The organism is Delftia sp. SD018 (assembly GCF_017355445.1).
GTDB classification, from domain to species: Bacteria; Pseudomonadota; Gammaproteobacteria; order Burkholderiales; family Burkholderiaceae_C; genus Comamonas; species Comamonas acidovorans.
This window is the reverse complement of the sequence record NZ_JADDRN010000020.1, coordinates 112590-129447: the sequence shown is the minus strand read 5'-3', so window position 1 is coordinate 129447 and position 16858 is coordinate 112590. Positions and strand designations below refer to the sequence as shown.

18 protein-coding genes are annotated in these 16858 nt (G+C 64.8%); 9 read left to right on the top strand and 9 right to left on the bottom strand.

The window, feature by feature from the left end; all coding sequences use genetic code 11:
* Positions 1 to 44 precede the first annotated feature (44 nt).
* From INR38_RS19820 to smpB, 3 genes are all read right to left on the bottom strand, one after another.
* A complete protein-coding gene (locus INR38_RS19820; RefSeq protein WP_207475989.1) occupies positions 45 to 620 on the bottom strand; it encodes a sigma-70 family RNA polymerase sigma factor in 576 nt (191 codons plus the stop codon).
* 30 nt (positions 621 to 650) lie between these two features.
* Entirely contained in the window at positions 651 to 1067 is a 417-nt protein-coding gene (locus INR38_RS19815; protein ID WP_207443761.1) for a hypothetical protein, read from the bottom strand.
* Positions 1068 to 1176: 109 nt separating this feature from the next.
* Complete coding sequence (gene smpB / locus INR38_RS19810; RefSeq protein ID WP_013803027.1) at positions 1177 to 1650, bottom strand: SsrA-binding protein SmpB; 474 nt, start codon at positions 1648 to 1650, stop codon at positions 1177 to 1179.
* A 168-nt stretch (positions 1651 to 1818) separates the two neighbouring features.
* Between smpB and INR38_RS19805 the strand changes: the two genes are divergently transcribed.
* Positions 1819 to 2271 carry a type II toxin-antitoxin system RatA family toxin gene (locus INR38_RS19805; protein ID WP_034398355.1) on the top strand — a complete coding sequence of 151 codons (453 nt, stop codon included), beginning with the start codon at positions 1819 to 1821 and terminating at the stop codon, positions 2269 to 2271.
* Positions 2264 to 2608, top strand: coding sequence for an RnfH family protein (locus INR38_RS19800; RefSeq protein WP_012204850.1), 345 nt, complete (start codon positions 2264 to 2266; stop codon positions 2606 to 2608). Before INR38_RS19805 ends, INR38_RS19800 begins: the two co-directional genes overlap by 8 nt.
* A 13-nt stretch (positions 2609 to 2621) precedes the next feature.
* Here INR38_RS19800 and INR38_RS19795 read toward each other — a convergent pair whose 3' ends face one another.
* Positions 2622 to 3182, bottom strand: coding sequence for a DUF4124 domain-containing protein (locus INR38_RS19795; protein ID WP_207443760.1), 561 nt, complete (start codon positions 3180 to 3182; stop codon positions 2622 to 2624).
* Between the two features lie 136 nt (positions 3183 to 3318).
* On the opposite strand from INR38_RS19795, the gene guaB reads away from it, so the two are divergent.
* Entirely contained in the window at positions 3319 to 4794 is a 1476-nt protein-coding gene (guaB, locus tag INR38_RS19790; protein ID WP_013803023.1) for an IMP dehydrogenase, read from the top strand.
* 99 nt (positions 4795 to 4893) lie between these two features.
* Here the strand turns inward: guaB and ilvD are convergent, their stop codons facing one another.
* Positions 4894 to 6588, bottom strand: a complete 1695-nt coding sequence (gene ilvD, locus INR38_RS19785; protein ID WP_207443759.1) for a dihydroxy-acid dehydratase — start codon at positions 6586 to 6588, stop codon at positions 4894 to 4896.
* A 93-nt stretch (positions 6589 to 6681) separates the two neighbouring features.
* On the opposite strand from ilvD, the gene INR38_RS19780 reads away from it, so the two are divergent.
* The 4 genes from INR38_RS19780 to guaA all read left to right on the top strand — a co-directional run bounded on the left by INR38_RS19780 (position 6682) and on the right by guaA (position 10100).
* Positions 6682 to 7611 (top strand): LysR family transcriptional regulator, encoded by a 930-nt coding sequence (locus tag INR38_RS19780; RefSeq protein WP_207443758.1) that lies wholly within the window; start codon positions 6682 to 6684, stop codon positions 7609 to 7611.
* A gap of 140 nt (positions 7612 to 7751) precedes the next feature.
* Positions 7752 to 8021 carry a type II toxin-antitoxin system prevent-host-death family antitoxin gene (locus INR38_RS19775; RefSeq protein WP_017403813.1) on the top strand — a complete coding sequence of 90 codons (270 nt, stop codon included), beginning with the start codon at positions 7752 to 7754 and terminating at the stop codon, positions 8019 to 8021.
* Complete coding sequence (locus INR38_RS19770; RefSeq protein WP_012204856.1) at positions 8018 to 8452, top strand: type II toxin-antitoxin system VapC family toxin; 435 nt, start codon at positions 8018 to 8020, stop codon at positions 8450 to 8452. The genes INR38_RS19775 and INR38_RS19770 overlap by 4 nt, the downstream gene beginning before the upstream one ends.
* A 31-nt stretch (positions 8453 to 8483) precedes the next feature.
* Positions 8484 to 10100 carry a glutamine-hydrolyzing GMP synthase gene (guaA, locus tag INR38_RS19765; RefSeq protein ID WP_013803019.1) on the top strand — a complete coding sequence of 539 codons (1617 nt, stop codon included), beginning with the start codon at positions 8484 to 8486 and terminating at the stop codon, positions 10098 to 10100.
* Positions 10101 to 10192: 92 nt separating this feature from the next.
* Here the strand turns inward: guaA and INR38_RS19760 are convergent, their stop codons facing one another.
* Complete coding sequence (locus INR38_RS19760; protein WP_207443757.1) at positions 10193 to 12064, bottom strand: DUF2075 domain-containing protein; 1872 nt, start codon at positions 12062 to 12064, stop codon at positions 10193 to 10195.
* A complete protein-coding gene (locus INR38_RS19755) occupies positions 12061 to 12435 on the bottom strand; it encodes a nucleotide pyrophosphohydrolase (protein WP_207443756.1) in 375 nt (124 codons plus the stop codon). Before INR38_RS19755 ends, INR38_RS19760 begins: the two co-directional genes overlap by 4 nt.
* 320 nt (positions 12436 to 12755) lie before the next feature.
* Here INR38_RS19755 and INR38_RS19750 point away from each other — a divergent pair, with 320 nt between their 5' ends.
* Positions 12756 to 13898 (top strand): DUF3883 domain-containing protein, encoded by a 1143-nt coding sequence (locus INR38_RS19750; RefSeq protein ID WP_207443755.1) that lies wholly within the window; start codon positions 12756 to 12758, stop codon positions 13896 to 13898.
* A 157-nt stretch (positions 13899 to 14055) separates the two neighbouring features.
* Positions 14056 to 15342, top strand: coding sequence for a pitrilysin family protein (locus INR38_RS19745; RefSeq protein WP_071957101.1), 1287 nt, complete (start codon positions 14056 to 14058; stop codon positions 15340 to 15342).
* Positions 15343 to 15416: 74 nt separating this feature from the next.
* Here INR38_RS19745 and INR38_RS19740 read toward each other — a convergent pair whose 3' ends face one another.
* On the bottom strand, positions 15417 to 15809 hold the full coding sequence (locus INR38_RS19740; RefSeq protein ID WP_207443754.1) for a hypothetical protein: 393 nt from the start codon (positions 15807 to 15809) through the stop codon (positions 15417 to 15419).
* A gap of 12 nt (positions 15810 to 15821) precedes the next feature.
* Positions 15822 to 16802, bottom strand: a complete 981-nt coding sequence (locus INR38_RS19735) for a tripartite tricarboxylate transporter substrate binding protein (RefSeq protein ID WP_207443753.1) — start codon at positions 16800 to 16802, stop codon at positions 15822 to 15824.
* Positions 16803 to 16858: the final 56 nt, after the last annotated feature.

The following is a 16858-nucleotide window of genomic DNA, read 5'->3' as shown; positions in this document are numbered from 1 at the left end:
AAGATGAAGGGGGGGTGGGGGCGGATGCGGTCATGGCGGCCTCGTCATTTGAGCCGGCGCAGCGCGGGGGCTGCGGCTTGGGGTGTTGCGGCCTTGGCAGTCGGTGCTGACTGTGCAGGCGCTGCAGAGGAGGCCGAAGTGGCTGATGGGGCCGATGGGGCCTCCATCAATTCGCGCAGCCGGGACCGTGCGCGCGACAGGCGCGACATCACGGTGCCCAGGGGCAGATGCAGCACGCGCGCCGTGTCGGCGTAGCTCATGTCCTCCACGCTGACCAGCAGCAGCACGGCCCGCTGCTCGGCGGGCAGGCGCTGCAGGCAGCGCTCCAGGTCCAGGGCCGCGTCGCTGTTGTCCTCGGGCGCGGCCAGGGTCTCGGACAGGCTGTCTATGTCCAGCCACTGCCCGCGCGCGGCAGAGCGCCGCTGGTTCAGGTAGAGGTTGTGCATCAGCGTGAACAGCCAGGCGCGCAGATCGCCGTCGGGGCGCCACAGCAGCCATTTGCGGCAGGCACGCTCCAGCGTGTCCTGCACCAGGTCGTCGGCGGCCCAGGCATCGCCTGCCAGCAGCCGCGCGTAGCGGCGCAGGCCGGGCAGGTGCTCCAGGATCTGGCTGCGGTCCATGGGCAGGTCCGAAGGCGGATGCGGCTGGAATCAGGGGCGTGCGGTATGCCAGACGCCCATGACGCCGTCGCCCGTGGTGTCACCGGCCTTGCCGTCCTTTACCCAGTAGTACAGCGGCTTGCCCTTGTAGGCGATCTGGCTGCTGCCATCGTCGCGCTGGATCACGCTGTAGTTGCCGCCGGACGGCGCCTGCTTGCCCATCAGCGGCGGCCAGTTGGTCGCGCAGGGGCCGTTGCAGACGGACTTGCCGCTGCCGGCCGTGTCCTTGTCGAAGGTGTAGAGCGTCATGCCGTTGGCGCCGACCAGCATGCCGTTTTGCACGCTGACCGCGCTGGGCGGGGTCTGGCCAGAGGCGTTGGCCGCAGGCGCGGAATAGCAGCCTGCCAGGGTCAATGTCAGGGCTGCCGTGAAGGCACAGGTACCAAGTTTCATGCTGAGCTTCTTCATCGCTGTCTCCGGTGCTTGCCGGCGCGCGAAATTGCGGCCGGACACTGCAATGAACACTGGGCCGTGCCGGTTTATTCCGCAGCAGTGCAAAAAAAGCTGCGGATGCCCGTCAACGGTTGAAGCTCTTCATGGCGCGCTCGACCTCGCGCTTGCCTTCCCGGTCCTTGATCACGTCGCGCTTGTCGTGCTCGGCCTTGCCCTTGGCAAGGGCGATGTCGCACTTGACGAAGCCGTTCTTCCAGTGAAGGTTGATGGGCACCAGGGTGAAGCCCTTTTGCTCGACCTTGCCGATCAGGCGCAGGATGTCGTCCTTCTTGAGCAGCAGCTTCTTGATGCGCGCCGCGTCGGGGTTGACGTGGGTGGAGGCGGTCTTGAGCGGGTTGATCTGGCAGCCGAGCAGGAACAGCTCGCCGTCCTTGACGATGACGTAGCCGTCGGTCAGCTGCACCTTGCCGCTGCGCAGCGCCTTCACTTCCCAGCCGTGCAGCACGATGCCGGCCTCGAAGCGTTCCTCGAAGAAGTAGTTGAACGCGGCTTTTTTGTTGTCGGCGATGCGCGACTGTGTTTCAGGTTTCTTGGCCATGGAGTAATAGATGCGGCGAAAACCTGGAGATGAAAGCTCTCCATACAATACTGGATTGCCGTCTCGCCTCCGTGCGGGATTTTAGTTTCGCCTTGCCGTCATTGTGACAGCCGTATGCGCCATGACCGCGCAGCCGGTGTTTTGCATGCCGTGCAGCCCGCCCCATTCATGAAAAAAGTCAACAAGTCCGTCCTGATCTGGTACAGCCCCCAAGAAATGTTTGCCCTGGTGACGGACGTGGCCCACTATGCCGACTTCCTCCCGTGGTGCGACCAGGCCAGGGTGCTGGAGCAGGACGAGCAGGGCATGACGGCCGAGGTGGGCATTGCATTCGGCGGCATGCGCAAGTCCTTCGTCACGCGCAACACGCACAGCGTGCTCGACGATGGCGGGCGCCAGGTCAGCATCCGCCTGATCAAGGGGCCGTTCTCGCGGCTGGAGGGCAACTGGATGTTCCGCCCCGTGGGCGACGGCTCGCAGCGGGCCTGCCGCGTGGAACTGCAGCTGGACTATGGCTTTGACAACATGGCGCTGGCCGCCGTGGTCGGCCCGGTGTTCGACCGCATCGCGGGCTCCATGGTCGATGCCTTCGTCAAGCGCGCCGAGCAGGTCTATGGCTGAACCCCGGCCGTTTCTGTGCATCACGCTGGCATGCAGCCCGCGTGCCGGTGAAGTCGTTGAGCTGACCCTGCAATTGCCGGCCGGTGCCTCGATTGCCGACGCAGTCGAGGCCGCTGGTGGCTGGCAGGCGCTGGGCTTTGCACAGGAGGGGCCCGCTGGCCTTTGGGGCCGCAGCGCACCATTGACGCAAGGCTTGCGCGACGGCGATCGCGTGGAGCTGTACCGGCCCTTGACCGTGGACCCCAAGGTGGCGCGCCGCGAGCGCTTTGCGCGCCAGGGAGCCCGCGCCACGGGCCTGTTCCAGCGCCAAAGGCCCGGGGCCAAGGCCGGTTACTGACGGAGGGAGGCGCTCAGCGCACCGGGCCGCAGTCCGAGGCGATGGTGGCGTCGGCGCGCTTGAGTTCGCTGTTGCGCGTGGCTTCGTCCATGAAGCCGCGTTCGCCCTGTGCATTGGTGTGTGCCAGCAGGCCGCCCGATGACAGTGCCGTCTTGGCCTGTTTTGCCCGCGCACAGTTTTCCTGGCGATCCTTGGCAATGCGGTCCTTTTCTGCCTTGGCCTTGGCGGCCTCCTGGGCCTCGGCCTTGCGCTTTTGCTCTTCCAGGGCCTTGTCGGTGCCTGCGGGCTTGGCGTCCTTGGCGGCGGCGGCAGGCGCTGCCTGTGCCGTTGCATCTGCAGCGGGCTGCGTGGCCGCATCTGTAGCCGCCGGTGCCGTGGATGGCGCCGCCGCCGCTGCTGGAGCGGTCGCGCTGCCGCCAGGCTGGCGCAGGATGTTCTTGGCCGGAATGTCAGGGGGTGGCGCGCGGTCGCTGAAGACCTTGCGGCCTGTGGCGTCGACCCATTGCCACTGGGCGGCTGCGGACAGCGAACAGGCGGCAAGCGCGGCTAGCAAAACAAGCTTGGTGGCATGCATGGTGATTGGGGTGATCGGGCCGGTTGCAGGTAGCAATAGCAGGAAATGATGGCGGGCAGCGATAGCGGGGAACAATGGCCTACAGCATACATTGTGATCCGGCGCACGGGTACAATCCTTCTTTTGGAGCTCTCACATGCGCCTTCTCGGTAAAGCCCTGACCTTCGACGACGTCCTCCTGGTCCCCGCTTTCTCCCAGGTCCTGCCCAAGGACACCTCGCTCAAGACGCGCTTTTCGCGCAACATCTCCCTGAACATTCCCCTTGTGTCCGCCGCCATGGACACCGTGACCGAAGCGCGTCTGGCCATTGCCATTGCGCAAGAGGGCGGTATCGGCGTCATCCACAAGAACATGACGGCAGAGCAACAGGCTGCCGAAGTGTCCAAGGTCAAGCGCCACGAATCCGGCGTAGTGCACGACCCCGTGGTCATCACCCCCGAGCACACCGTGCTGCAGGTGCTGCAGCTGTCCGAGAACCTCGGCATCTCCGGCTTTCCCGTGTGCGACGGCGGCAAGGTGGTCGGCATCGTCACCAGCCGCGACCTGCGCTTCGAGACCCGCTACGACGTCAAGGTCAGCCAGATCATGACGCCGCGCGAGCGCCTGATCACCGTCAACGAGAAGGACGGCACCACGCCTGTGGAAGCCAAGGCCCTGCTCAACAAGCACAAGCTCGAACGCATCCTGGTCGTGAACGACGCCTTTGAACTCAAGGGCCTGATCACCGTCAAGGACATCACCAAGCAGACGACTTTCCCCAACGCAGCGCGTGACAGCGCAGGCCGCCTGCGCGTGGCCGCCGCCGTGGGCGTGGGCGAGGGCACCGAGCAGCGCGTGGAGCTGCTGGTCAAGGCCGGCGTCGATGCGCTGGTGGTGGACACGGCCCACGGCCACAGCAAGGGCGTGATCGACCGCGTGCGCTGGGTCAAGCAGAACTACCCGCAGGTCGATGTCATCGGCGGCAACATTGCCACCGGCGCCGCTGCGCTGGCATTGGCCGAGGCAGGCGCCGACGCCGTCAAGGTCGGCATCGGCCCTGGCTCCATCTGCACCACGCGCATCGTCGCCGGTGTGGGCGTGCCCCAGATCATGGCCATCGACAGCGTGGCCCAGGCCCTGCAGGGCACGGGCGTGCCGCTGATCGCCGACGGTGGCATCCGCTTCTCGGGCGACATCGCCAAGGCCCTGGCCGCTGGCGCCTCGACCATCATGATGGGCGGCATGTTCGCCGGCACCGAAGAGGCTCCGGGCGAAGTCATCCTGTACCAGGGCCGTTCGTACAAGAGCTATCGCGGCATGGGCTCCATCGGCGCCATGCAGCAGGGCTCGGCCGACCGCTACTTCCAGGAATCGAGCACCGGCAATCCCAACGCCGACAAGCTCGTGCCCGAAGGCATCGAAGGCCGCGTGCCCTACAAGGGCTCCATGGTCTCCATCGTCTACCAGATGGCCGGCGGCGTGCGCGCTGCCATGGGCTACTGCGGCTGCGCCACCATCGAAGAGATGAACAACACGGCCGAGTTCGTGGAGATCACCGCCGCAGGCATCCGTGAATCGCACGTGCATGACGTGCAGATCACCAAGGAAGCGCCCAACTACCGCGCCGACTGATCCAGATCCAGCGCCTTGGCGCGAGATGGAAAAGAGGTCCGGGCAGCCACTGCCCGGGCCTCTTTTTTTCGTGCGCTCACGAAGCTCAGATGGCGAAGCTCAGATGGCGAAGTTGTCCAGCACCGCGCCCGAGCTGGCGCTCGATGCGTTGAACGCGAACTTGGCCTGCACGCCCCGCGTGTAGCGGGGTGCGGGAGCCTTCCATGCCGCGCGGCGCTGGGCGAGCACGTCTTCGGGCACGTTCAGTTGCAGCTGCAATGCGTGCGCGTCGATGGTGATCAAGTCGCCCTCGTGCACCAGCGCGATGGTGCCGCCCACGGCCGCTTCCGGCGCCACGTGGCCGACCACCATGCCCCAGGTGCCGCCGGAGAAGCGGCCATCGGTGATCAGGCCCACGCTCTCGCCCAGACCGGCGCCGATCAGGGCGCCCGTGGGGGCCAGCATTTCCGGCATGCCGGGGCCGCCCTTGGGGCCCAGGTAGCGCAGCACCATCACATCGCCGGCCTGTATCCTGCCGTCGAGGATGGCCGCCAGTGCCGATTGCTCATCGTCGAACACGCGTGCCGGGCCGGTGATGACCGGGTTCTTCAGGCCCGTGATCTTGGCCACCGCACCTTCCGGGCTCAGGTTGCCCTTGAGAATGGCCAGGTGACCCTGCGGATAGAGCGCGTCCGAGAGGGGGCGGATGGCCTGCGGGTTGGGCGGTTCGTCAGGCACGCCGGCCAGGGTCTCGGCGATGGTCTGGCCCGAGATGGTGATGCAGTCGCCGTGCAGCAGGCCCGCATTCAGCAGGATCTTCATGACCTGCGGGATGCCGCCCGCCTGGTGCAGGTCCACCGCCAGGTATCTGCCGCTGGGCTTGAGATCGCACAGCACCGGCACCCGCTGGCGGATGCGCTCGAAGTCGTCGATGGACCAGGGCACGCCGGCCGCATGGGCGATCGCGAGAAAGTGCAGCACGGCATTGGTGGAGCCCCCGGTCGCCATGATCACCGAGACCGCGTTCTCGATGGACTTGCGCGTCACGATGTCGCGCGGCTTGAGGTCCATCTTGATGGCCTCGATCAGCACCCTGGCGGATTCCTTGGCCGAGTTCTCCTTTTCATCATGGGGATTGGCCATGGTGGAGGAGTAGGGCAGGCTCATGCCCAGCGCCTCGAACGCGCTGGACATGGTGTTGGCGGTGTACATGCCGCCGCACGAGCCCGTGCCGGGGATGGCGTGCTGCTCGATGTCCTTGAGCTCCTGGTCGCTGATCTTTCCCGCAGCGTTCTCGCCAACGGCCTCGAACACGCTGACGATGTTCAGGTCCCGGCCTTTCCACCTGCCGGGCAGGATGGTGCCGCCGTAGACATAGATGGCCGGCACATTGGCGCGCAGCATGCCCATCATGCCGCCCGGCATGTTCTTGTCGCAGCCGCCGACCACCAGCACGCCATCCATCCACTGGCCGCCCACGCAGGTCTCTATGCAGTCGGCGATCACCTCGCGGCTGACCAGCGAGTACTTCATGCCTTCCGTGCCCATGGACATGCCGTCCGAGATGGTCGGCGTGCCGAACACCTGCGCATTGCCGCCGGCTTCCTCGATGCCTGCGATGGCCGCGTCCGCCAGCCTTTGCAGGCCGGAGTTGCACGGCGTGATCGTGCTGTGGCCGTTGGCCACGCCGACCATGGGCTTCTTGAAATCCTCTTCCTTGTAGCCCATGCCGTAGAACATGGAGCGGTTGGCTGCGCGCGCCTTGCCTTCGGTGATGTGGGAGCTTCGGCGATTGATCTGGTTCGGCGGGGTCATGGCATGTCTCTCGTTGTGGGGGTTGGATGAGTATGGGCCGACTGATCCATCTGATCCAATCCTATTCGTCGGCATGATTGATATGCTGCACATATGAATGAGCCCCCCATTGATCTGCGCGTCTGGCGGCAATTCCTGGCCGTGGCGGACGAGCTGCACTTCGGCCGCGCCGCATCGCGCCTGCACATGACGCAGCCGCCGCTCACCCAGGCCATCGCCCAGCTGGAGCGCAGCCTGGACGTGGCGCTGTTCGAGCGCTCGAGCCGCCATGTCGCCCTGACGCCCGCCGGCGAGGCGCTTGTGCCGCAGGTGCGTGAGCTTCTGGCGCAGGCGGCAGCGCTGCCCGGGATTGCGCGGGCTGCGGCAGCGGGAGAAGTGGGGCGCGTGCGGCTGGCCTTTGTCTCCACCATCGGCTTCACCCGGCTGCCGCTGTGGGTGCGGGACTTCGTTGCAGGCACGCCCGGTGTGGCGCTGGAGCTGGTCGAGGCCACCAGCGATGTGCAGATGGAAGCCTTCGAGCGCGGGCAGATCGATGCCGGGCTGATGCTGCATGCCCCCGGGCATGCGCCGGCCGGCCTGGAGCGCCTGGCCGTGGGACGGGAAGCCATGGTGCTGGCCCTGCCTCAGCAGCATGCGCTTGCCGGTGCGGACCGGCTGATGCTCGACGAAGTGCTGGAGCAGCCGCTGGTGATCTTTCCGCGCCGCATCATGCCCTCGCTCCATGACGCGGTGACGGATCTGTACCGACGGCACGGACATGTGCCGCGCATCGCGCAGCAGGCAATACAGATGCAGACCATCGTGAACCTGGTCTGGGGCGGCATCGGCCTGGCCTGGGTGCCCGCCAGCGTGATGCAGTTCTGCAGGCCCGGCGTGGTCTACCGCGAGGCGGTTTTCGCCAGCGCCCGACCAGGCAGCAAACCCGTTGCCCTGCCGGTCTGCGAGACCAGCCTGGCCTGGCCTGCCGGAGCCATGTCGCCCGCGCTGGCGCGGTTTGTCGACTTCGTGCGCGAACAGCGCTGAGTGGCGTTCACCGACAGCCCCCCGAGGCAAGGCCCGCGAATATCCGCAAGGTTCTGGTCTGAATTTTTGGAAATTCTGGCCAGAATGATAGAATTCGGGCCAGGCCGGACACCAGGCCTGCTTTTGTTTTCAGCCCCGCCATGCAATCTGTCGGCATCTACGAAGCCAAGACCCGTTTCTCCGCCCTGATCGAACTTGTCGAGCAGGGCGAGGAAGTGCGCATCACCCGCCACGGCAAGGAAGTGGTGCGCATGCTGCCGGTGCGCCGCCGCCCCGTCATCACCGACGAGCAGATCGCCCGCGAGCTGGAGCAGATGCAGGCGCTGCAGGCCACGGTGCGGCCAGCCCAGTCGGCACAGGCGCCGGACTCCACCACCCGACTGCGCCACGCAGGCCGGAGCCAGGCATGACCTCCTTCGTGCTTGATGCCTCCGTCACCGCCGCCTGGCTGCTGCCCGATGCCGCCAGCGTGCACACCCAGCGCCTGTACACCCGAATCCGCCGCCATGAAGTGGACCCGCAGGCGCCCAACCTCTGGCAGTGGGAGTGCGGCAACCTGATCGCCTCGGGCGTGCACGGCGGCCGCATTCCGCACAGCTCGGTCGAAGGCCTGTGGGGCGTGCTCGAGGCCATCCGCCACCGCGTGGAGCTGCACGAGCTGGCGCCCGCCCAGCACAAGGCCGTGCTCGACGTGGCGCTGGACACCCGCCTGCCGGTCTATGACGCGGCCTACCTGTGGCTGGCGCAGTCGCTGCGCCTGCCGCTGGCCACCTTTGATGCGGCCCAGGCCGCCGCCGCCCGCAAGCGCGGGCTGGCGCTGCTGGCCCCTGAAGATTTCTGATCCCCTCCCATCACCTTTGCCTGAGATGACCATGCAACACGACAAGATCCTCATTCTTGACTTCGGCTCCCAAGTCACCCAGCTGATCGCCCGCCGCGTGCGCGAAGCCCATGTCTACTGCGAAGTCCACCCCTGCGACGTGAGCAGCGACTGGGTGCGCGAATTCGCCGCCGACGGCCGCCTCAAGGGCGTGATCCTGTCGGGCAGCCACGCCAGCGTCTACGAAGTGGACGACCGCGCCCCCGACGCCGTGTTCGAGCTGGGCATTCCCGTGCTGGGCATCTGCTACGGCATGCAGACCATGGCCACCCAGCTGGGCGGCAAGGTCGAAGGCTCGCACACCCGCGAATTCGGCTACGCCGAAGTGCGCGCCCATGGCCACACCGAACTGCTCAAGGGCATCGAGGACTTCGCCACGGCCGATGGCCACGGCATGCTCAAGGTCTGGATGAGCCACGGCGACAAGGTCACCGAGCTGCCCCCGGGCTTCAAGGTCATGGCCTCCACGCCGTCCTGCCCCATCGCCGGCATGGCCGACGAGGCGCGCCGCTTCTACGCCGTCCAGTTCCACCCCGAAGTCACGCACACCGTGCAGGGCGCGGCCCTGCTCAACCGCTTCGTGCGCGAGATCTGCGCGGCGAATGCCGACTGGATCATGGGCGACTACATTGAGGAAGCCGTCGCCAAAATTCGCGAGCAGGTGGGCGACGAGGAAGTCATCCTCGGCCTGTCGGGCGGCGTGGATTCGTCCGTGGCTGCAGCCCTGATCCACCGCGCCATCGGCGACCAGCTGACCTGCGTCTTCGTGGACCACGGCCTGCTGCGCCTGAACGAAGGCGACATGGTCATGGAAATGTTCGAAGGCAAGCTGCACGCCAAGGTCATCCGCGTGGACGCCAGCGACCTGTTCCTGGGCAAGCTGGCCGGCGTCAGCGAACCCGAGGCCAAGCGCAAGATCATCGGCGGCCTGTTCGTGGACGTGTTCAAGGCCGAGGCCGCCAAGCTGAAAGCTGGCGACGGTGGCCACAAGGGCGCCACCTTCCTGGCCCAGGGCACCATCTACCCCGACGTCATCGAGTCGGGCGGCGCCAAGAGCAAGAAGGCCGTCACCATCAAGAGCCACCACAACGTCGGCGGCCTGCCCGAGCAGCTCGGCCTGAAGCTGCTCGAGCCCCTGCGCGACCTGTTCAAGGACGAAGTGCGCGAACTCGGCGTGGCCCTGGGTCTGCCGCGTGAAATGGTTTACCGCCACCCCTTCCCCGGCCCGGGCCTGGGCGTTCGCATCCTGGGTGAAGTCAAGAAGGAATACGCCGACCTGCTGCGCCGCGCCGACGCCATCTTCATCGAGGAACTGCGCAACTGGACCGACGAAGCCACCGGCAAGAACTGGTACGACCTCACCAGCCAGGCCTTCACCGTCTTCCTGCCCGTTAAGAGCGTGGGCGTCATGGGCGACGGCCGCACCTACGACTACGTCGTGGCCCTGCGCGCCGTGCAGACCAGCGACTTCATGACCGCCGACTGGGCCGAGCTGCCGTACGGCCTGCTCAAGAAGGTGTCTGGCCGGATCATCAACGAAGTGCGCGGCATCAACCGCGTGACCTACGACGTTTCGACCAAGCCGCCGGCGACGATCGAGTGGGAATGATTGCGCAATAGGAAACTGCTGGAACTGTCTGGCAGTGTTTCCACCTCAAGCCCGCATCAATGCGGGCTTTTTTTCTGCCCGCTTGCCATTGTTCAGTGGGATGCTGGAACGGCCGAATGCTGGCGCAGGTATGCCCTCAGCTTCGCATCCGTGGCATACACATAGCACCCCTTCATGCCACGGGTCATCAAGGTGCGATAGGTGTTCTTGATGATGCTGTCCGCCAGCCGTGCGGCCTCGGCAGGCTGCTCCTTGGTCATCTTCACGAATCCCTTCATGGTCTTGTCATGTCTGTCCCTCGCTCGGGGCACTGTCACTAGCGTGTCACCCATGATGGTCAGGTCTGGCCCGATGATGACTCCCACATAGTCCACTTCCAGCCCCTGGCAGGTGTGTATGCAGCCGACCTGTGCCACAGAGTTCGGTGCCACGATCCAGAGGCTGCCGTCCTGGTCCAGATTCCATTGGCGCTCGTAGTCTCCGATGACTACGTCCATAAGCTTGGGATCCTTCTTGCTGTTCCATGGCCAGCAGTAACCAGCCACAACGCGTGCCCGGTTGTTGGTGTTCTTCGTCTCGACGGCATTGTGCAGATCCGAGGGGTCGTCAAACACCTGAAAGTCAAACGGAATATCTGCAAGGCTAGGGTTGGCGGTAGCTCGGATCTGCAACGTATGGTCTACCCAGGCCAGGTAGCCGTCGGAGCCGGCGCATCGAAATTGGGAAGTCAGCGAATATTCCTCTACCTCAGCATTCCGCCCGGCTGCAAACTTGCGGATGACCTCCTTGGAACCTACATCCTTGAGAGTCACGCGCTGGTCTTCGTCGATGAAGAAGATGCTGCATTTGGCGGCTTCTATCAGCTCCTTGACCTGATGGGTGCCCAGATTCCCATAGAAGCCGCTTTTTTCGGTTAGGCGATGTGCTTCGTCCACGACCAAGACATCAAAGGCATCCTGCACGGTTTCCGTGAAGGAGCCTGATCCGCCGAAAAGATTGACCAGATGTGCGTTGTCGCGCGTCTGTATCAGCTTGTCGCTATAGACAGCGCGTGGGGCAGCGTTCTTGGAAATGTATTTGACGGTCAAGCCTTCGCGCAGAGCCGCAAGCAGGTTGACGGCGATCACCGACTTGCCGGTTCCAGGACCGCCCTCAATGATCAAGACGCGAGGCCTGCCGCTGGCGCTGGCCTGGCGGCATGCAGCCTTCGCAGCCTCGAACACTTCCTTCTGGTCGTCTATCAGCGCGAACTCGCTGTTGCCCTTCAGCAGCTTGCCGACCACATCCGCCAGCGCTTTGGATGGCCGCATCCTTCCTCGTTCAAGATCGAACAGCACCTGGCGGCCTCGGCCATGCCGGATGTGCTGTTTGATGAACTCGCGGAGTTTCTTGCGGTCTTCATCGCCTTTCAGGAACAAAGGTGCCCGCTCGATATAGGCCTGGTACTGGGGGGAGTCGATGATGCCATCGGCGGCATAGTTGTGCAGGTAGGCGCAAGGCTTCAGCTGCAGCCCGCCGTCATAGATGGCCTCGTTGAACCCCTCCAGAAATGCCGTGTACGACCACGCCTGGTAGCTGGGGTGAATGCGTGCCTGGTCAGGGCGCATTCCACCGCGCAAAAGCACGATGGCATCGCGGTCGGTGGCGCCGACCGATGACCATTGCTTGAGTTCGACCACCACCAGCCGTCGAGAGCCGTCGTCGGCATGTCCGGCAAGAATGACATCGATGCGTTTTGACGATTGCGGCAGGATGAATTCGACAGCGACCCCGATGTCGGGTGCGATTTCCGGGTCACGCAGAAGGCGGGCAATGTAGCCCAGCGACTCGCGCCATGATCGGATCTCCGCCTTGGCTACTTTGCGGTGAGTCGCTGCCTGGTACTTCGCGTAGATGACGTCTTCAATATCGCGTTCGTCGTAGTCGAGCAGGAATTGTGTCTTCTCGGCCTGATAAACGATCATGGCTCAGGCAGCTGGTCGTATTTGGTGCTGACGCCGCGCGACGCCTCGACAGGGTATTTGGCGGCGTTGGAAGCCAGCTTGCTGGCGATGGCTGCATTGAGGTCCACGTCCAGCACATCCGCCAAGCGGATGAGGTACAGGGCGACATCGGCCAGTTCGTCGCGTACCGCCGAGGCGGTTTTGGGATTCGAGGCGGCCGAATGAGAGTCGGCCTCGGTCATCCACTGGAAGACTTCGGTCAACTCGCCCACCTCGCCCGAGAGAGCCATGACCAGATTCTTGGGTGAATGGAATTGTTGCCACTCCCGCTCTTGCGCAAACCGCCTCAGCGCGTGTACCGCGCCCGTCACGTCAATCAGACTTTTGTCCACATCCAGACCCTTTCGGAACGGATTGTTACCTATTCTGCAGTTCTTAGGACTCAGAGACCTGAAGTATCGCTGTGCCTAGGAAAATTCTGAACCTGGGCGAGGCTTGGATGTAAGAACTAGCCGCCTGATTCCCAGGCCAGGTGCAAGCACTTGCGCGCAGACAAACGGAGTCCAGTGTTCCCCATGAAAGACATGGCTGCTACCAGACCAAGCATGCGTTTGTAACGTAAAGTACTATTTCTTTGCAATTTGCTGTGTGCTGCTGCGGACCCTATCCCGTGGGTATTGATTCCGCATGAAGATACTTCTCCCAAACGCTGATGGCTGTTGAACTCTCTCGCCTTCAAAGTCCTGCGGCCGTTCAGGCGGCGTTGGACGAGTTTTCACGCCTTGGTCGGACGGCATTCCTGAAGCGATACGGATTTGGAAAATCGCGCGATTTCTTGGTTCGCAATGCAAGAACCGGGCAGCTATGCGACTCCAAGGCCATCGTCGGAGCTGCGTTCGGCCATCAGTTCCCGCAGGAGGGCCCGCTCAAGCCGACCGATTTTTCCGGAGGAGAGACCACCGTCGTTCCTCGATTGCAGCATCTGGGCTTCGATGTCGTGCGCATTGGTGAAGACTGGACCTTCGATGAGGTGCAGGCCACGGTCGCGTCATATTTCGAGATGCTTTTGCTGGAGGCCGAGCAGCAGCGCTACACCAAGACCGAATTCAATGCGCAGTTGCGCCAGCGGCTGCGTGGGCGCAGCAAGGGATCGGTGGAGCTGAAGTTCCAGAACATCAGCGCCGTCCTGCATGACCTGGAGCTGCCCTTCATCCGCGGCTACAAGCCCCGGAGCAACGCTCAGCTTCTGTTGCGTCAGGCGGTGCAGCAGTTCGTCCTGAATCAACCGGGCCTGGTTTCCCGCGTGGTGGATGCGATGGAGGAGGTCAAGACGTCTGATGAGCAGAGTTTTCATGCCTGCCTGGTTGAACCGCCTGCGCTGGAGACAGTGGCGCAGTTGGCGAAAGACGGCGCCAAGGTCAGATTTCCACGCAAGACGAACTGGGCCCAGCGTGATGAAGCCAACCGGCATCTTGGCCGTGCCGGAGAGCAGTGGGTCATCGGATTCGAGCAGCGGCGACTTGCCCATGCCGGGTATCCGGAGCTTTTCCAGCAGCTGGACTGGGTCTCGGATCGGCTCGGAGACGGGAGCGGCTACGACATCCTCTCGCATGAGCGGCCCGGCATGCATCGCTTCATCGAGGTCAAGACCACCAATGGCGGGTATGCCTCGTCCTTCATCATCAGCCGCAACGAACTGGATTTCGCAGCAGAGGCCGGGGATGCCTTCCATCTCTACCGGGTTTTTCAGTTCCGGGAGGAACCAAGGCTCTACATCCTGAACGGGCCGCTGGCGGACCAGCTGCACCTGGAGCCCATCGATTTTCGGGCGTCGTTCCGGCGCCTGGTCGGGTAACGCGCAGGGCGGCCGAGCCAGAGCTCCCCGCAGCTTTGATCACAGGCACATGAAAGAGGGCTGAAGAGGCCTGCCCTGCGCATCCTCTGGAGCGCGACGACAATAGCCCATGATTCAAGAAAAGCCCCTGGCGGCAACCGAACTGGAGCGGCCTGCCATGGCCTTGCGCACTCTTGCGAATGGAGTGCGGCTGCTGGCGCTGCCCATGCCGCATTTGCAGAGCGTTAGCGTGGGTGTGTTCCTGCGCGTGGGCTCCCGCGACGAGACCTCCACCAGCAACGGCATCAGCCATGTGCTGGAACACATGGCGTTCAAGGGCACGCATACGCGTTCCGTGCAGGAGATCAACCTGGATGCGGAGCGGCTGGGCGCGGAGGTCAACGCCTTCACCGGCAAGGACATCACCGGCTATTTCATGACCGGCCTGGGCTGGCATGCGCAGGCCTTGCTGGGAATGATTGCGGACATCGTCCTGAACAGCGTGTTTCCCGAGCATGAATTGCAAAGGGAGCTGCAGGTGATCCGGCAGGAGGCCATCGAGTACGAAGAGGACCCGGAGGACAGCGCTGGCGATCTGCTGGACCGCGCCATCTGGGGCGACGACCCCATGGGCATGCCGGTGATTGGCACGGTGGCCAATATCGAAGGCTTCACCCGGCAGGATCTGGTGCGCCATGTGCAGTCCCATTACGTGGGAGAAAAGACCGTCGTCGTTGCGGCCGGAAACTTCGATGTGCCGGCCTGGCTGGAGCAGGCGGCGCAGCTGTTCGCCGGCATGCCTGCTTCGGCCGATCCCGCTGTGGCGCTGCCCCCTCAGCCCGCAAAGTATGTGGGGCAGGCCCTGGCGCAACGCTTCACGCAGGTGTCCCAGGTGTTCGTGAACCTGGCCTATCCCCTGGTGTTCGAGCAGTTGCAGGGCGAGCATCCGCAGCGTGCGCGTCTCGTGGCCTCGCTGGCGGCCCATCTGCTGGGCGAGGGGATGTCGTCGCCCCTGGTCGATACCGTGCGCGAACGGCTCGGACTGGCCTATACGGCCTATGCGGCGATGGAGGGCGGTGACGTCTGGGCCAACTTCATCGTGCATGCGGTCACGACGCCGGACAAGCTCGAAGCGCTGGTGGCAGCGACAGGCGGCCTGCTGCGCGCCCAGGCGGCCGGCATCGACCCCGTGCATCTGGAACGGGCCAAGAACCAGCTGGCGGTCTCGCGGGTGCGTGCGGGCGAGCGGACCTACGCCACCATGGAGCGGGCTGTCGAGGACCTCTTTGCCCATGGCAGCGTGACGTCCGTGGCCGAAACGCTGGCGATGATCGATGGCATAGGTGCCGAGGAGGTGCGCAAGGTCTTCGAGCGCATGCTGGCCCACCCTCCGGCGGTGGCCATCACCGGCAAGGGCGCCAGTGCCCGGACCGTGCGGCAGCTGGCCGCAGGCCTGGCGGCCTGAGCCGGCAGCGCGCGGTCAGCGGCCAGCCGCCAGTCGCCAGTCGCCAGTCGCAACACATGGCGCTTTTCCCGTTGTCATGGAATTGGGGGAGCGGGCGGCGGCGCGTTCCATTGCCGCTTGAGGTAGTGCGACTTCGGGTGCTCCTGCAGGAACACGCAGCACTGCACCCACGCCGCTGACTCCGGGTGCGCACCGATCGCGCGCGAGAGATGCCCGAGCACGACCTCGGCCATGGCCGAGCACATCTGCGGGGGGCGCGGGTTGGTCAGCGTCAGGGTGGCGATGAGTTGCTGCGCGTGGGGGTCGTCGCCGCACAGTCCGACGGCGATGGGTGCCACGCGCGACTTCAGGTCCGCGAGCAGTGCCCATCCGCGCTCGGCCAGCGCAAGGTGCATGGCGTGCAGGACTGGCTCCCACTGGATCGACGGGAGCAAGGATGGCGATACCTCGATGGCGATGTGCGGCATGGGGCGGCGCCTTCAGTCGAGCTTGATGCCGACTTCGCGGATCAGCGTCTGCCAGCGTGCCCGCTCGCTGTCCAGCAGGCGTGCGAATGCCTGGGGCGAGGTGTCGACGGGCACCGAGCCGAGCTCGGCCAGCCTGTCCTGCGTGGCCTTGGCCGCCAGCGCCGCGCCCATGTGCTTGACCAGCCAGGCCTTGCGGTCGGCCGCAATTGCAGCGGGCGCGAGGAAGCCGTACCAGCCGCTGATCTCGGCGTCCACGCCCGATTCCTTGAGCGTGGGCACGCCGGGCAGCGCAGGAATGCGACTGGCGGACGTCACCGCCAGCGCCTTGAGGCGCCCGCTTTGCACATGCTGCAGGATGGCCGGTGTGGCTTCGAACACCATCTGCACCGTGCCGCCCAGCACGTCGTTGAGTGCGGGCGCGGAGCCCCGATAGGGAATGTGCAGGATCGAGGTGCCGGTCTGGCGCTTGACGAGTTCTCCCGCCAGGTGCTGCGGCGTGCCGTTGCCGGCGGATGCGTAGGAGAACTTGCCCGGGTTCTTGCGCAGCCATTCGAGCGCCTCCTTGGCCGTGGCCGCCGAGAAGGAGGGATGCACGGCCCAGATCAAGGGCACCGAGGCGGCCCATGCCAGCGGTGTGAAGTCCTTGGCCGGATCGAAGTTGAGCCTGGAGTACAGCGCCGGGTTCGCGGCCATGGGGCCGAGTGCGCCCAGCAGCAGCGTGTAGCCGTCGGCCTCTGCGCGTGCTGCCGCCTCCGTGCCGATGTTGCCGCCCGCACCGCTGCGGTTGTCGACGATCACCGTGCTGCCGCTGTCCGACTGCAAGGCATTCGCCATCAGGCGGGAGACGGCATCGGTGGTCGCACCTGCCGGATAGGGGCAGATGATGCGGATGGGCTTGGAAGGGAATGCCTGCGCGCGCGCCGAGGGGCTTGCGCCCAAGGCTGAAATGGCCGTCGCCGTGCTGGCGTACTGAAGGAAGTTGCGTCGTTTCATCGGTGCTCTCGTGACCAGAGTTGTCTCGTGGCCGTAGTGTCGGCAGGCCCTTGTTT

Excerpts from the sequence above, each read along its gene's own strand:
- guaB (WP_013803023.1), top strand. The coding sequence starts at position 3,319 with ATGCGCCTTCTCGGTAAAGCCCTGACCTTCGACGACGTCCTCCTGGTC.
- smpB (WP_013803027.1), bottom strand. The coding sequence starts at position 1,650 with ATGGCCAAGAAACCTGAAACACAGTCGCGCATCGCCGACAACAAAAAA.
- INR38_RS19775 (WP_017403813.1), top strand. The coding sequence starts at position 7,752 with ATGCAATCTGTCGGCATCTACGAAGCCAAGACCCGTTTCTCCGCCCTG.
- guaA (WP_013803019.1), top strand. The coding sequence starts at position 8,484 with ATGCAACACGACAAGATCCTCATTCTTGACTTCGGCTCCCAAGTCACC.
- INR38_RS19760 (WP_207443757.1), bottom strand. The coding sequence starts at position 12,064 with ATGATCGTTTATCAGGCCGAGAAGACACAATTCCTGCTCGACTACGAC.
- INR38_RS19745 (WP_071957101.1), top strand. The coding sequence starts at position 14,056 with ATGGCCTTGCGCACTCTTGCGAATGGAGTGCGGCTGCTGGCGCTGCCC.
- INR38_RS19780 (WP_207443758.1), top strand. The coding sequence starts at position 6,682 with ATGAATGAGCCCCCCATTGATCTGCGCGTCTGGCGGCAATTCCTGGCC.
- ilvD (WP_207443759.1), bottom strand. The coding sequence starts at position 6,588 with ATGACCCCGCCGAACCAGATCAATCGCCGAAGCTCCCACATCACCGAA.
- INR38_RS19770 (WP_012204856.1), top strand. The coding sequence starts at position 8,018 with ATGACCTCCTTCGTGCTTGATGCCTCCGTCACCGCCGCCTGGCTGCTG.
- INR38_RS19800 (WP_012204850.1), top strand. The coding sequence starts at position 2,264 with ATGGCTGAACCCCGGCCGTTTCTGTGCATCACGCTGGCATGCAGCCCG.
- INR38_RS19820 (WP_207475989.1), bottom strand. The coding sequence starts at position 620 with ATGGACCGCAGCCAGATCCTGGAGCACCTGCCCGGCCTGCGCCGCTAC.
- INR38_RS19735 (WP_207443753.1), bottom strand. The coding sequence starts at position 16,802 with ATGAAACGACGCAACTTCCTTCAGTACGCCAGCACGGCGACGGCCATT.
- INR38_RS19750 (WP_207443755.1), top strand. The coding sequence starts at position 12,756 with ATGGCTGTTGAACTCTCTCGCCTTCAAAGTCCTGCGGCCGTTCAGGCG.
- INR38_RS19795 (WP_207443760.1), bottom strand. The coding sequence starts at position 3,182 with ATGCATGCCACCAAGCTTGTTTTGCTAGCCGCGCTTGCCGCCTGTTCG.
- INR38_RS19740 (WP_207443754.1), bottom strand. The coding sequence starts at position 15,809 with ATGCCGCACATCGCCATCGAGGTATCGCCATCCTTGCTCCCGTCGATC.
- INR38_RS19805 (WP_034398355.1), top strand. The coding sequence starts at position 1,819 with ATGAAAAAAGTCAACAAGTCCGTCCTGATCTGGTACAGCCCCCAAGAA.
- INR38_RS19815 (WP_207443761.1), bottom strand. The coding sequence starts at position 1,067 with ATGAAGAAGCTCAGCATGAAACTTGGTACCTGTGCCTTCACGGCAGCC.